This window comes from Cupriavidus alkaliphilus (genome assembly GCF_014191175.1).
Classification (GTDB): domain Bacteria; phylum Pseudomonadota; class Gammaproteobacteria; order Burkholderiales; family Burkholderiaceae; genus Cupriavidus; species Cupriavidus alkaliphilus.
The window spans coordinates 987,025-1,000,516 of the sequence record NZ_JACHWE010000002.1 but is presented as its reverse complement, the minus strand read 5'-3'; the positions used below and the strand labels follow the sequence as shown (position 1 = coordinate 1,000,516).

Below are 13,492 nucleotides of genomic sequence, written 5' to 3'. Positions count from 1 at the left end.
GCGGCATGGAGCGTAGTTTCCGGCGCCGCCGGCAGCGCCGGAAGTGGCCCGATGGACAACATCCGATAGAATCGGGCCAAACCACGGCAATGTGGCCATGCCGTTTCAGCCGTCAAACCGCCCCCAACCCTGCGAGATTGCGATGCACACCGTCGCGGTGATTGCCTTCGAAGGCATCAGCCCCTTCCACCTGTCCGTGCCCTGCATTGTCTTTGGCGACGACCTCGACCGCCTCGGCGTGCCACGTTACCGCTTGCTGATCTGCGGGGAGACGCCGGGAATGATTGCCACCATGTCAGGTTTCCGCATCGAGGTGGAACACGACCTGTCCGTGCTGGCGCAGGCCGATACCGTGATCATGCCCGCGTGGCGGGATCCGGGCGAGCGCGCGCCGCAAGCGCTGCTCGATGCGCTGCGGGCCGCCAGCGCGCGCGGCGCGCGCATTGCCGGCCTGTGCCTGGGCACCTTCGTGGTGGCCGAGGCCGGCCTGCTGGACGGCCGCACCGCTGCTACCCACTGGGCCTGGGCTGACGATTTCGCGCAGCGCTACCCGCGGGTGCGGCTCGACCGCGATTCGCTCTATATCGACGATGGCGCGATCCTGACCTCGGCCGGCACCGCGGCCGCGCTGGATTGCTGCCTGCACCTGGTGCGGCGCGACCATGGCGCCGAGGTGGCCAACCGGATGGCGCGCCGCATGGTGGTGGCCCCGCACCGGCACGGCGGCCAGGCACAATACATCGAGCATCCGCTGCCGCAGGCGGAAGGCGCCGACCGGCTCAGCCTGACGCTGGACTGGGCCATCGCGCACCTGGCCGAGCCGCTGACGCTGGATACGCTGGCCGAGAAGGCCGGCATGAGCCGGCGCAATTTCACCCGGCGCTTCAAGGAGAAGACCGGCACCACCGTGACGCAGTGGCTGCTGAACCACCGCCTGACCGCGGCGCGGCGCCTGCTGGAGACCACCGACAAGGGCGTCGACCTCGTGGCCGGGCTGGTCGGCTTCGGCTCGGCGGTTTCGCTGCGCCAGCACTTCACCCAGGCGCTGGCGGTGTCGCCGTCGGCCTACCGCAAGCAGTTCGGCACCGCGGTGCCGCGCCGGCGCGCCGGCTGAGCCGCCAGTCTTCCCGGCGCGCCGGGGGCGCGCCAGCGCCGGCTCACATGTCGCGATGATGCCGGTGCGAACCGCCGAACAGCCGCGCGCCCAGCACCACGCCTATCCCCAGCGCCATCCCGAGCGCGCGCACGGGGTTGGCATGGACGAACGTTTCCGTGCGCTCCAGTCCGGTTTCCCACTCGCTCTTGACGCGTCCCTTCACGCGCCGGGCAACGTCCGCGGATTTCGCCGCGATTTCCGTCGCCGCGCTGCCCGACTTCGCGGCAAGTTCGACGAACTCCGCCTTGGCCTGCTCGAGGTTGTCGCCGGACAACGTCGGCAGGCGATCGATCAGGCGGTCGAGCTCGCGCGCCAGGTCTTGCGATGCCGATGATCGTTCCGGCGTATCCCGCCACGACGCGCCGCTGCGCGTCTCCGAACCTGGTGCCGAAGACATGCGCGTCTCCTGCTGCCGCAGGCCCGATGTGCTGGTGGGGGTGCTTGTCGTTTCCGTCTGTTCCATGGTGCGCCTCCGCATTGAAGTATCCGGGCGCACAGGGCCGGCCCCAGTGCGCCACGGGTGGCCGGTGCACCTTTCGTGCCCGGCGATGACTGTTCGCGCGACGCGCCGCGCGCCATGCCGGAGGTGGCGCCACCGCGGCGCACCGGCAGCGCGCCCGCGTGCCGCATTACAAAGTCAGGCAGATTTGCGCGCCGAGATTGCGCGGGGGTGCAGCCGGCGCATGGTGGCGCGGCCGGTGGGATCGCTCGCGCGCACAAAGCCGCGTGCCGCGGGTTGGCATGGCGGTTGCATCGTCAAGGGTGTCGCACTTTGCAAGCAGGAGGGCATCATGGCACATCAGATTCCACGACCGGATGAAGGGCCGAACGTACCAGAGGTGCCGCCGGCAAATCCCTCGCGTGAAAGCGAAGAGCAGCTGCCGCCCCGGCATGATGACGATCTCGGCAAGCCGCCGCGCCAGCCGGGCCAGGAAGACTTGCGCCGACGCCAGTCGTCGTGGTCGATGCAGCAATAGCGTCTATAGCCATAGCGTCTATGCTTGACCGGGTGTGCGGCGCGCCCTGCCTGAAGGAGCGTGGCGCGCGCCACCCGGCGCGCGCGTGTTGCCACACATGCACCTGAGGAGACATGTCGATGCGTGTAATGGTGATCGTCAAGGCAACCACCGATTCGGAAGCGGGCAAGATGCCCGGCACCGAGCTGCTGGCAGCGATGGGCAACTTCAACGAAGAACTGGTCAAGGCCGGCATCATGCTGGCGGGCGAGGGGCTGCAGCCCAGCGCAAAGGGCAAGCGCGTGCGCTTCGCGGGCAGCCAGCGCACCGTGACCGATGGGCCCTTCGCGCAGCCGGAAGAGCTCGTTGCCGGTTTCTGGCTGTGGCAGGTCAAGTCGATGGACGAGGCGGTGGAATGGGTCAAGCGTTGTCCCAATCCCATGGAAGGCGAATCCGACATCGAGATCCGGCCATTGTTCGAGCTTGAGGACTTTGGCGCGGAACTGACGCCGGAGCTCCGGGAGCAGGAGGAGCGGCTGCGCGAGCAGGCCGCGCGCGCGGCCCGGTCCCAGCAAGGCTGAATCAGCGTTACGCGGAACCAGACGGCGGATCACACGCGTGTGTGATCCGCCGTTTTGTGCTGGATGGAGCTCGCAGCGATGCAAACATTGCGGCCATCCGCCGGCACATCCGCTGGAACGATTCGCGCCGCGCGGGAACGAAACAGGACAGGCGTGTGTAGCGGTCATCGCCATATGGCGAGGGCCGCGACCCCGGCACGCGATTTTCCAGGAGGACTGACATGAACACCACGGCAAAGCTGGTTCCGTCGACCGAACTGGCCCGGCAGAATCCCGTCCATTTTCCCAATGAAAGCGCGGCGTACCGCGAGGCGCGCAACGCCTTGCTGGCGGAAGAAATCGAATTGCGGCGGCACATCGAACGCGTGGCCGCACAGCGCCGCGCCTTGCCACCCGGCGGCGAAGTGACGAAGCGTTATACGTTCCAGGGCGAGCACGGGCCGGTAACGCTCGAAGACCTGTTCGCCGGCAAGGATACGCTGGTGGTCTACAGCTATATGTTCGGGCCGCAACGGCAGCAGCCTTGTCCGATGTGCACTTCCATCATGGCCGGCTGGGACCACAAGGTTGCGGATATCGAGCAGCGCGCGGCACTGGCGATGGTGGCGCGCTCGCCGATCGATCGACTGGTCGCGGCCAAGCGGGCGCGGGGTTGGACGCAGCTAAAGGTGTATGCGGATATGGATGGCGATTTCACGCGCGACTACGTGAGTGCGGAGGATGCGGACGTGCCGGGATATACGGTCTTTTCGCGGCGTGACGGCAAGGTCCGGCATTTCTGGAGTAGCGAGATGTATGCGTTGACGTGCGATCCGGGGCAGGATCCGCGCGGGGCACCGGACCTGGATGCGTTGTGGACGTTGCTGGATACCACGCCGGAGGGAAGGGGAGATTGGTATCCGGAGCTGGAGTACGGGAAGTAAGTATTCGTCTTGCGGGCGCAACGAAGCGGCGCTGAACCACAGGGCGATGGCGTGCGGCACTGCCTGCGCCGCACGCCATCGCCGCAGGTCGCATTACGGTTCCGGCTGCGCCGCCAGCCACGCCGCCTCGGCGTCGCTGAACAGCTCGGAGCGCGTCAGGAACCGTTTGCCCGTGCGCCCCTCCAGCGAGAACATCCCGCCCGCGCCCGGCACCACGTCGATCACCAGCCGCGTGTGGCGCCAGTACTCGAACTGCGCGCGCGTCATGTAGAACGCGGCGCCGCCGATCTGGCCCAGGCAGACATCGCCCGGGCCCACCAGCAACTCGCCGGCGGGATAGCACATCGGCGCGCTGCCGTCGCAGCAGCCGCCCGACTGGTGGAACATCAGCGCGCCGTGCCGCGCGGCCAGCTCGGCAATCAGCGCCAGCGCGGCCGGCGTTGCCACCACGCGCTCGACCGGCAGTGCGGCCGGCGCGGTGCCCGGGGTTGCCATGGTCAGAAGAACCCGAGCGCGTTGGGGCTGTAGCTCACCAGCAGGTTCTTGGTCTGCTGGTAGTGGTCAAGCATCATGCGGTGATTCTCGCGGCCGATGCCGGACTGCTTGTAGCCGCCGAACGCGGCATGGGCCGGATAGGCGTGGTAGCAGTTGGTCCACACACGCCCGGCCTGGATGCCGCGGCCCATGCGGAACGCGCGAGCGCCGTCGCGCGTCCAGACCCCGGCGCCGAGGCCATAGAGCGTGTCGTTGGCGATGGCCAGCGCCTCTTCCTCATCCTTGAAGGTGGTGACCGAGACCACCGGGCCGAAGATTTCTTCCTGGAAGATGCGCATCTTGTTGTGGCCCGCGAACACGGTCGGCTTGACGTAGTAGCCGCCGGACAGGTCGCCGTCGAGCACGTTGCGCTCGCCGCCGGCAAGGCACTGCGCGCCTTCCTTGCGGCCCAGGTCGATGTACGACAGGATCTTCTCCAGCTGCTCGGCCGACGCCTGCGCGCCGATCATGGTGCCGGTGTCGAGCGGATGGCCCTGGCGGATCGCGGCGACGCGCTTGAGCGCGCGTTCCATGAAGCGGTCGTAGATCGATTCCTGGATCAGCGCGCGCGACGGGCAGGTGCAGACCTCGCCCTGGTTCAGCGCGAACATGGCGAAGCCTTCCAGCGCCTTGTCGAAGAAGGCGTCGTCGGCGGCGAGCACGTCTTCGAAGAAGATGTTGGGCGACTTGCCGCCCAGTTCCAGCGTGACCGGGATCAGGTTCTGCGACGCGTACTGCATGATCAGCCGGCCGGTGGTGGTCTCGCCGGTGAACGCCACCTTGCTGATGCGCGGGCTCGATGCCAGCGGCTTGCCGGCCTCCAGGCCGAAGCCGTTGATCACGTTGACCACTCCGGGCGGCAGCAGGTCGCCGATCACCTCCATCAGCACCAGGATCGACGCCGGCGTCTGCTCGGCGGGCTTCAGCACCACGCAGTTGCCGGCGGCCAGCGCCGGCGCCAGCTTCCAGGTAGCCATCAGCAGGGGGAAGTTCCACGGGATGATCTGGCCGACCACGCCCAGCGGTTCGTGGAAATGGTATGCGATGGTGTCGCCGTCGATCTCGGAAATGCCGCCTTCCTGCGCGCGGATGCAGCCCGCGAAGTAGCGGAAGTGGTCCACCGCCAGCGGCAGGTCGGCGGCGGTGGTCTCGCGCACCGGCTTGCCGTTGTCGATGCTCTCCGCCACGGCCAGCAGCTTGAGGTTGGCCTCGATGCGATCCGCGATGCGGTTCAGGATATTGGCGCGCTCGGTGGTGGAGGTGCGCGCCCACGCCGCCTTGGCGGCGTGCGCTGCGTCCAGCGCGGCGTCGACGTCCTGCTGGTTCGAGCGCGGCACGCGCGTGAACGGCTTGCCGGTGATCGGCGTGATGGACTCGAAGTATTCGCCCCCGGCGGGCGGCACCCACTGGCCGCCGATGTAGTTGTCGTACTGCTGCTTGTAGGGGTTGCTGACGCCCAGCTGGGCGATTTCCGCCATGTTCATGTCTCGCTCCGTTCGAGTGATCTGTGTGGTGCCGTCACGGCGTGGGCCGTGCGCACGGGAGCAGATCGCAAGAGGTGTGCCGGGGGCAGCGGGAGGAGGAAAAAGCGGGAGGAAGCGAGGATTGGCCGGGAAATCGCGCCGCAGGTGTGCAAGCGCGTGACAGTGGTTGTTCAAGATTGGAACAGCTGCTGTACGGCCGCTGCTATGCGGTACCGCATGCCATGGCCACCATCCCGCGCAATCGCTCCCCTCTCCCGCGCAGTGGGAGAGGGGAGCAAACCGGCGGATGATCGGGCGCCGCAGGCAGGCCTTAATGCCCCGGACCGGCCGCGCGCAGCGCCTTCACATCACCCGGCTTCACATCGGCCGGCTGCCCACCCCACGTCGCACGCAGGTAGTTGGCCAGCTGCGCCAGCTCCTCGTCGCTCATGCGGTCGGCAAAGCCCGGCATTTCCTGCATCGCCTCCAGGCCCGGAAAGCGCTGCGCCCCGATCCCATCGAGCATCGACACGATCAGGTTGCGCGCGTCGGCGTTGCGCACCGTCGAGTTGCCGGCCATCGACACCGCCACGTGCGGCTTGCCTTCACCCTCGCGGCCGTGGCAGCCGGCGCAGACGGCGACGTAGTGGCGGCGGCCCGGTGCCAGTTGCGCGGCGTCGGCGCTCACGGCCTTGACCGGCTGCGGCGCGGGCGGCTGGTCGCCGAGCAGGTAGGTGGTCATCGCGCCCAGGTCGGCCTGGTTCAGGTACTGGCTGCTCAGATGCACCACCGGGTACATCTCGCCGAAGGCCGAGCCCTGCGGCGCGATGCCGGTGGCGAAGAACTGCTGCAGGTCGGCGGCGGTCCAGCCGCGCGCGGCCAGGCCGGCGGGCGTGATGTCCGGCGCGCCGACGCGCGCCAGCGCGGAGCCGGCCAGCGGCTTCGACAGGTCCAGCCGGCCGAAGGCCGCGCGCGGCGTGTGGCACTCGGCGCAGTGGCCCAGCGCGTTGGACAGGTAGCGGCCGCGTTGCCACGATTCCGAATTCCCCTTGGAAGCATCCGGCAGCTTGTCCTCGAGGAACAGCAGGTTCCAGCCCGCCAGCGCGAAGCGCAGGTTGTACGGGAACTGCAGCTCGTGCGCTCGGTTGGCCACCGCGGCCGGCTTCACCTGCATCAGGTAGGCGTACATGGCATCCGAATCCGCGCGCGACAGGCTACGGTACGAGGTGTACGGCATCGCCGGGTAGAGCTGCTTGCCCGGCGCCTTGCCGTCATGCAGCGCCTTGTAGAAGTCGTCTGCGCTCCAGTTGCCGATGCCGTGGGTCTTGTCCGGCGTGATGTTGGTGCCGTAGAAGGTGCCGAAGGGCGAGGCCAGTTCCACGCCGCCGGCGAACGGCGCACCCTGCGGCGCGGTATGGCAGGCGGCGCAGTCGGCGGCGCGCACCAGGTAGCGGCCGCGCGCGATCTGCTCGGCGGCTGACAGCTGCGCCTTGGGGGCGTGGTCGGCGGCGGGGGCAATGGCTTCGGTGCGGCTGCCGCAGCCGGCCATGACCGCGGCCGCGGTCAGCGCTGCCAGCGCGGCGCGCATGGCGATCATCAGGGGCGTGCGCTGCATCACTTGTCGCTCCCGCTGTCCAGCACCAGGCCCGGCGTGCTGGTGATCACGTCCTTGACCGCCTCGTAGTAGCGCACGTAGCCGGTGCAGCGACAGATATGGCCGTCCAGCGCCTGGGTGATGGTGGCCTCGACCTGGTCCTTCGGCACCGGCTTGCGCTTGAGCTGCTCCACCAGGATGGTGGCGCCGTTGACGAAGCCCGGCGTGCAGTAGCCGCACTGGAAACTGAAATGCTCCAGGAACTTCTGCTGCACCGGCGTCAGCTCGACCACCTCGCCTTGCTCGTTGCGCTTGCCGTGGCCTTCCACGGTGCGCACCTTGCGGCCGTTGAACCAGTGCGCGCCGGTGATGCAGCTGCGCACTTCCTCGCTGGTGCCGTCCGGCTTGTCGTGGATGACCACGCAGGCGTGGCAGATACCCTGGCCACAGCCCAGGCGCGAGCCGGTCAGGTCCAGGTATTCGTGCAGGAAATCGATCATCATCAGGCCTTCGGGCACGTCGACGGGGCCGACGTCCTTGCCGTTGATGTTGAGCGTGATGGGCTGGGTGGCGATGCTCATGCCAGTACCTCCTGGATCTTGGCCGCCGTCACCGGCAGGTCGGTGAAGCGGTGGCCGATGGCATGCGCGATGCCGTTGACGATGGCGCCCACCACCGGGATCATCACCACCTCGGCGATGCCCTTGGGCGGGTCGGTTTCCGTGACCGGCGGCAGCACCGTGCCGGTCTGGCTCCACACCGCCACGTCGCTGGCGCGCGGCAGGTGGTAGCGGTTGAAGTTCCAGGTGCCGTTGCCGGGGCCGTCCTCGTACAGCGGCAGGTATTCATGCAGCGCGTGGCCGATGCCCATGGCGATGCCGCCCTGCAGCTGGCCCGACACCAGCTGCGGCGACAGCTGCGTGCCGCATTCCATGATCGAGTGGTGCGACAGGATTTCCACCTTGCCGCTGGCCTCGTGCACCGACAGCTCGACGAAGGTGCCCACCGCGCTGTAGTAGGTCACCGCGGCGTTGTTGCGCTGCGTGGATGCGATATAGACCTTGTTGCGATCGAGCACATGCCAGCCGCCGGGGGTGCGCATGCGCGCCTTGCGCGCGAGATCGATGCCATTGGCGCCATCGCCGTAGCGCACCGACAAGCCATCCACCGGCAGGCGCGCGGCGTGTCCGTCGATGTCGAAATCGGCTTCGCTCCATTGCCAGCGGTTGAAGGCGTGCACGGTGGCGCCGGTCACCAGCCCCAGCTCGTGCGCCTTGCTCGCGAGCTGCTCGAACGGCAGCGCCTGCAGGCCGCCGGCGCTGAGCTTGCCGTCGACCCAGCGCGCGTCTTCCACGCGCACCACCAGCGAGGCCGCCTGGCCACCGCCGATACCCTGGCTCCAGATCGCCATGGCCGCCGGCCACAGGCCGTGCAGGAACACCACGCGGGCGGCCTCGCGCGTACTGTGCGTGAAGTAGTAGGCCGAGTTGGTGGCGCTGGCGGGCGACGCATAGGCCGGCGACCAGCGGGGATTGGCCGACAGCCTGTCCTGCTCGGCCTGGCTCATCAGGTAGGGGTCGCCGGAGGTGGTCACCGGCAGGTCGGTCCAGTCGGTGACGGAGGTGCGCACCTCGCCCGCCGGCTTGCCCAGCCAGCGCGCCACCGCGGCGGCCTGCGAGGTCGACATGCCGGTGCCGATCTCGGCGCCGGAGTGATGCAGCACGATGCTGCCGTCGGCCTTCAGCTCGACCTTGGCGAACGACGCTTCGGCGCCGGTGCCGAAGTCCTTCTGCACGCAGGCAAAGCCCACGCCATAGCGGCGGCCGGGGTTGGCGGCTTCATACTCCGCCTTCTTGCCGGCACGGTTGGTCCACAGCGGATAGGCCTTCGCCGCCTCCAGCACCTCGTCGACGCGGATCGCGCCGGCGGGGATCGCGCCCTGCGTGTTCTTCATGCCCGAGCGCAGCGCGTTCTTCAGGCGGAACTCGATCGGGTCGAGCTTGAGCTGCTCGGCGAACTCGTCGACCATCATCTCGGTCGCGGCCATGCTCTGCAGCGTGCCGTAGCCGCGCGCCGAGCCCGCGTCGACGGCGCGCGAGGCGAGCGCCACGGCGGTCAGGTCGTTGTTCGGGAAGTAATAGATCGATTGCGCCGCCGTGGCGCCGACCATCGCCACGGACGGCGAAAAGTTGGAGCGCCCGCCGCCGTTGGCCTGCAGGTCGCCCTGGAAGGCCTGGAACAGGCCGGTCTTGCGGTCTACGGCAATGCGGTAGCGCATCCTGAAGGCGTGGCGCTTGATCGAGGTCTGGAACTGCTCGTAGCGGTCGTTGGCCAGCCGCACCGGCTTGCCGTCGGCGTACAGCGCCGCGACCAGGCCATAGAACGGGAAGTTGTAGTGGTCCTTGGAGCCGTAGCCGACCGTGTAGCACGGGTGCAGGAATACCTGCTTCACCGGGAACGCGCCCCTGGCCTTCGCCAGCATCTCGGCCACGCTTTCGGCGACCTCGTTCGGCCCTTGCGTCGGCACCACCATGTGCAGCGCCTGCGCGGCGGCGTCATACCAGCAGTTGGCGTTGTCGGGCTCGAGCGCGGCGGTGTCGGCCGACTGCGAGTTGTACTCGCGCTCCAGCACCAGCCAGTCGTCGGACGGCTTTGCCAGTTGCGCGCGGATCCGCGCGGCGTGGTGCATGCCTTGTTCGCCGAGCTGGCCGTGGTCGTTGCCGTCCGGCCAGACCGGCTCGTGCTTGCGCATCATGCTGGGGAACACCGGCGCATTCTTCAGGCTGGAGAACACGTCGTCCGCGTAGGGTGTGGCGCCGCCCACGCGCACGAAGCGGAAGGTGCCCCACGGATCGCGCGCCAGCGGGCCGGTCTTCGCGCCATAGCGGATCACGTCGTCGCGGAACTTGAGCTTGTCCTTGGCAAAGCGGAAGCGCGCGAAGTCGTGGTAGATCAGGATCGCCACCGCGTGGCCCAGGTAGGCCGGCGTCTTGCCGGCGGGCAGCAGCATGTCGTCGCCGTAGAAGGCGGGGAAGGCGACGCCGTCGCGGGCCAGGTCGTCGGCGGTGACGACGCGGTCGGGCTTGAGTTCGTCGCCCAGCACGCCGAGGTCGAAGCCGGTATAGAGGCGGTCGGCCTGGGTTGCGCGCAGGATAAAGGCGTGCGACTGCTGTTGCGGCCAGTGCGGCATGTCGCGCGAGCGGATATCGCGCGCAAACACCTTGGCGCCGGTGACCTTGGCGATGCCGTCGATGCGGAACCTGGGGGCGCCGGCCTTGGCGTCCCACTGCACGGGGGTCAGGATCTTGTCTTCGAACAAGGCCGCGAAAGCCTTGCCGCCGATGGGTGCGATATAGACCGACACCCCGGCCACGACGCTGGCTTTGAGAAAGGTGCGTCGTGAAGGGTTGAAGCTGGGCATGGATTTCCTTGGGGATTGCGCAAGATTGCGCAAGATGTCGCGGCAAGGGGGCAGCCATCCGCGGGCCAGCCCTGGGGCTGGCGCGGATACGGTTCAGGTGTTCAGGGAGCGCGGCCGCGATGGTGCGGCCGCTGCAGGGCATGGCGTGCCGCCAGTCACTACGGCTGCGGCGCGGGTGAATCGGGGCGGGGCATGGTTGTCATGGTCCTGGCGCTGAACGGCTGCGCTGACCCCGCGATTGTCGCCGTGGCCTAGGGTTTACCTCAAGGCGGGGCGTTGAATAGTGGTTATCAGCCGGCGCGAATATTCCCTGCCGGCTTTCCGTTCAGGCCCCTTGCGTTCAGGCCTTCGGGCGCGCCGAGGCCGGGTCGTAGGGCGCGCGCAGGTGCACGCGCGCGGGCAGCAGGGCGCCGGCGAGGTCGACGTGGTAGCTGCCGGCTTCCAGCCATGCCGCGTCGGCCGGCCCGTCCTCGCGCGCCAGCAGCGCCATGCCGACCGGGCAGCCCAGCGTATGGCCGAAGGCAGCGGAACTGAGCGATCCCACCGCGCGCACGCTGCCGTCGGGGCCGGTGCGCAGCACGGCCTCGCCGCCCCACAGCATGGCGTCGCTGGCGCCATCCACCGTCACCACCACCATGCGCCGCGTGGGCGCGCCCGCCTGGCGCAGTTGCAGCAGCGCTTCACGCCCGCGGAAGTCGATGCCGCTGGCCAGCTTGCAGGCGAACGACAGTCCGGCCTCGAACGGGTTGACCGACGGCGACAGCTCGCGGCCCCAGGCGCGGTAGCCCTTTTCCAGCCGCAGCGACTCGATCGCGTAGTAGCCGGCGTTGACCAGGCCGAGCGTGCGGCCGGCCTCATGCAGGGTCTCGTACACGCCCACCGCGAATTCCACCGGCACGTACAGTTCCCACCCCAGCTCGCCGACGTAGGTCAGCCGCGTCGCGCGCACGGTGGCGTAGCCGAGGTCGATCTCGCGCGAACTGCCGAAGGGAAACCCCTCGTTGGAGAAATCCGCGCGCGACACCGTCTGCAGCAGCTCGCGCGAGCGCGGCCCCATCACTGCCAGCACCGCGTACTGGCCGGTGACGTCGACGATCACGCAGCGCTGGTCCCGGGGGATCAGCCGCTCGATATAGCTGAAGTCGCGCGTGGTCTGCGCCGACCCGGTCACCACCAGGTACTGGTCGCGCGCCAGCCGCGTCACGGTCAGGTCGGACTCATAGGTGCCGCGCTCGTTGAGCATCGCGGTGTACACGGTCTGTCCGGGCGGCACCGCCACGTCGTTGCTCATCACGTACTGCAGGACCGCCTCGGCATCGGCGCCCTTGACCAGGTATTTGGAGAACGAGCTCATGTCGAACAGCGCCACGCCCTCGCGGCAGGCACGGTGCTCGGCGCCGCTCCACGGCAGCCAGTTCTGCTGGCCGAAGGCGTATTCGATCTGCGGCGATGTGCCCGGCGGCGCGAAGAAGTTGGGCCGCTCCCAGCCCATCTTGCTGCCGAAATTGGCGCCGGCATCGCGCAGGTGCGCATACAGCGGGGAACGGCGGAATGGCCGCGCGGTCTCCAGTTCGCGGTTCGGCCACGGCATCGCGTAATGCAGCCCGAGCGTTTCCTTGACGCGGTCGTGCAGCCAGCTCTGGTTGCCGTTGAAGCCGGCGAAGCGGCGGATATCGACCGGCCACAGGTCCATGGTGGGCTCGCCCGCGACGATCCATTCGGCCAGCGCCATGCCGGCGCCGCCGGCCGAGGCGATGCCCATCGAGTTGAAGCCCGCGCCGACGTAGAAATTGCGCAGCTCCGGCGCCTCGCCCAGGATGAAGTTGTTGTCCGGGGTGAACGATTCGGGGCCGTTGTAGAACTGCTTGACCTGCGCCGTTTCCAGCGCCGGCACGCGCACCAGCGCGTTTTCCATCAGGATCTGGAACTGGTCCCAGTCATCCGGCAGCAGCTGGAACTCGAACGGCTCGGGAATGCCCTGCATGCCCCAGGGCTTGGCGTCCGGCTCGAAGCCGCCCATCACCAGCCCGCCGACTTCCTCCTTGAAGTAGATGAAGCCATCGGGGTCGCGCATCACCGGCAGGTCGGGGCGCACGCCGGCAATGCGCTCGGTGACGATGTAGTAGTGCTCGGCCGAATGCAGCGGCACGGTCACGCCGCACATTTGCCCCACCTGGCGCGCCCACTGCCCCGCGCAATTGACCACGATCTCGGCTTCGATGCGGCCCTCGTCGCCGGCCTTGTTGCGCCAGCTGACGCCGGTGGCGCGGCCATCGCGGGCATGGACCGCGGTGATCTTCGTGTCCTGCGCAATCCGGGCGCCGCGGCTGCGCGCGCCGCGCGCCAGCGCCTGGGTCAGGTCGGTCGGGTTGGCCTTGCCGTCGCCCGGCAGCCAGACCGCGCCGAGCAGGTCGTCGGTGCGCATCACCGGCCAGAGCTCGCCGGCCTGCGCGGGTGAGATCACCTCGCATTCCACCCCATAGGCGCGCGCCACCGCGGCGGTGCGGCGCAATTGCGTCATGCGCTCGGCGGTGCGCGCGACCGACAGCGAGCCGCATTGCTTCCAGCCGGTGCCGAGGCCGGTTTCCGCTTCCAGTTCGCTGTAGAGCTGGGTGGAATAGCGGATCAGACGGGTCATGCTTTCCTGCGAGCGCAGCTGGCCGACCAGCCCGGCGGCGTGCCAGGTGGTGCCGCACGACAGCTGGCCTTGCTCCAGCAGCACCACGTCGGTCCAGCCGAGCCGGGTCAGGTGGTAGGCAACGCTGCAGCCGATGATGCCGCCGCCGATGATGACGACGCGGGTTTGGGACGGGAGGGACATGGTGTTCAACGCGCGGGGCGAGGGCGGTGGGGGATGCTTGCCA

11 protein-coding genes are annotated in these 13,492 nt (G+C 68.6%); 4 read left to right on the top strand and 7 right to left on the bottom strand.

Going from position 1 to position 13,492, the window contains the following annotated elements; translation table 11 throughout:
* The first annotated feature begins 142 nt into the window (after positions 1-142).
* Positions 143-1,114 carry a GlxA family transcriptional regulator gene (locus tag FHX60_RS10915; protein ID WP_183283344.1) on the top strand — a complete coding sequence of 324 codons (972 nt, stop codon included), beginning with the start codon at positions 143-145 and terminating at the stop codon, positions 1,112-1,114.
* Between the two features lie 43 nt (positions 1,115-1,157).
* Here the strand turns inward: FHX60_RS10915 and FHX60_RS10910 are convergent, their stop codons facing one another.
* Positions 1,158-1,553: an ElaB/YgaM/YqjD family protein gene (locus tag FHX60_RS10910; RefSeq protein ID WP_260163814.1), complete on the bottom strand. Its 396-nt coding sequence runs from the start codon at positions 1,551-1,553 to the stop codon at positions 1,158-1,160.
* A 394-nt stretch (positions 1,554-1,947) separates the two neighbouring features.
* Here FHX60_RS10910 and FHX60_RS10905 point away from each other — a divergent pair, with 394 nt between their 5' ends.
* From FHX60_RS10905 to FHX60_RS10895, 3 genes are all read left to right on the top strand, one after another.
* Positions 1,948-2,133: a hypothetical protein gene (locus FHX60_RS10905; RefSeq protein WP_116601835.1), complete on the top strand. Its 186-nt coding sequence runs from the start codon at positions 1,948-1,950 to the stop codon at positions 2,131-2,133.
* Between the two features lie 119 nt (positions 2,134-2,252).
* Positions 2,253-2,693 carry a YciI family protein gene (locus FHX60_RS10900; protein WP_092310371.1) on the top strand — a complete coding sequence of 147 codons (441 nt, stop codon included), beginning with the start codon at positions 2,253-2,255 and terminating at the stop codon, positions 2,691-2,693.
* 221 nt (positions 2,694-2,914) lie between these two features.
* Complete coding sequence (locus FHX60_RS10895; RefSeq protein ID WP_183283342.1) at positions 2,915-3,616, top strand: DUF899 family protein; 702 nt, start codon at positions 2,915-2,917, stop codon at positions 3,614-3,616.
* 93 nt (positions 3,617-3,709) lie between these two features.
* Here FHX60_RS10895 and FHX60_RS10890 read toward each other — a convergent pair whose 3' ends face one another.
* The 6 genes from FHX60_RS10890 to FHX60_RS10865 all read right to left on the bottom strand — a co-directional run bounded on the left by FHX60_RS10890 (position 3,710) and on the right by FHX60_RS10865 (position 13,449).
* Positions 3,710-4,111, bottom strand: coding sequence for a DUF779 domain-containing protein (locus FHX60_RS10890; protein WP_183283341.1), 402 nt, complete (start codon positions 4,109-4,111; stop codon positions 3,710-3,712).
* Positions 4,112-4,113: 2 nt separating this feature from the next.
* Positions 4,114-5,634 carry an aldehyde dehydrogenase gene (gene adh, locus FHX60_RS10885; protein ID WP_092310363.1) on the bottom strand — a complete coding sequence of 507 codons (1,521 nt, stop codon included), beginning with the start codon at positions 5,632-5,634 and terminating at the stop codon, positions 4,114-4,116.
* 310 nt (positions 5,635-5,944) lie between these two features.
* Positions 5,945-7,228, bottom strand: a complete 1,284-nt coding sequence (locus FHX60_RS10880) for a c-type cytochrome (RefSeq protein ID WP_183283340.1) — start codon at positions 7,226-7,228, stop codon at positions 5,945-5,947.
* Complete coding sequence (locus tag FHX60_RS10875) at positions 7,228-7,788, bottom strand: (2Fe-2S)-binding protein (protein ID WP_112775618.1); 561 nt, start codon at positions 7,786-7,788, stop codon at positions 7,228-7,230. Before FHX60_RS10875 ends, FHX60_RS10880 begins: the two co-directional genes overlap by 1 nt.
* The gene (locus tag FHX60_RS10870) at positions 7,785-10,628 is read right to left on the bottom strand and encodes a xanthine dehydrogenase family protein molybdopterin-binding subunit (RefSeq protein WP_183283339.1); all 2,844 of its coding nucleotides are present in this window, start codon (positions 10,626-10,628) and stop codon (positions 7,785-7,787) included. The genes FHX60_RS10875 and FHX60_RS10870 overlap by 4 nt, the downstream gene beginning before the upstream one ends.
* Positions 10,629-10,968: 340 nt before the next feature.
* Positions 10,969-13,449 (bottom strand): GcvT family protein, encoded by a 2,481-nt coding sequence (locus FHX60_RS10865; RefSeq protein ID WP_183283338.1) that lies wholly within the window; start codon positions 13,447-13,449, stop codon positions 10,969-10,971.
* Between the last annotated feature and the right edge of the window lie 43 nt (positions 13,450-13,492).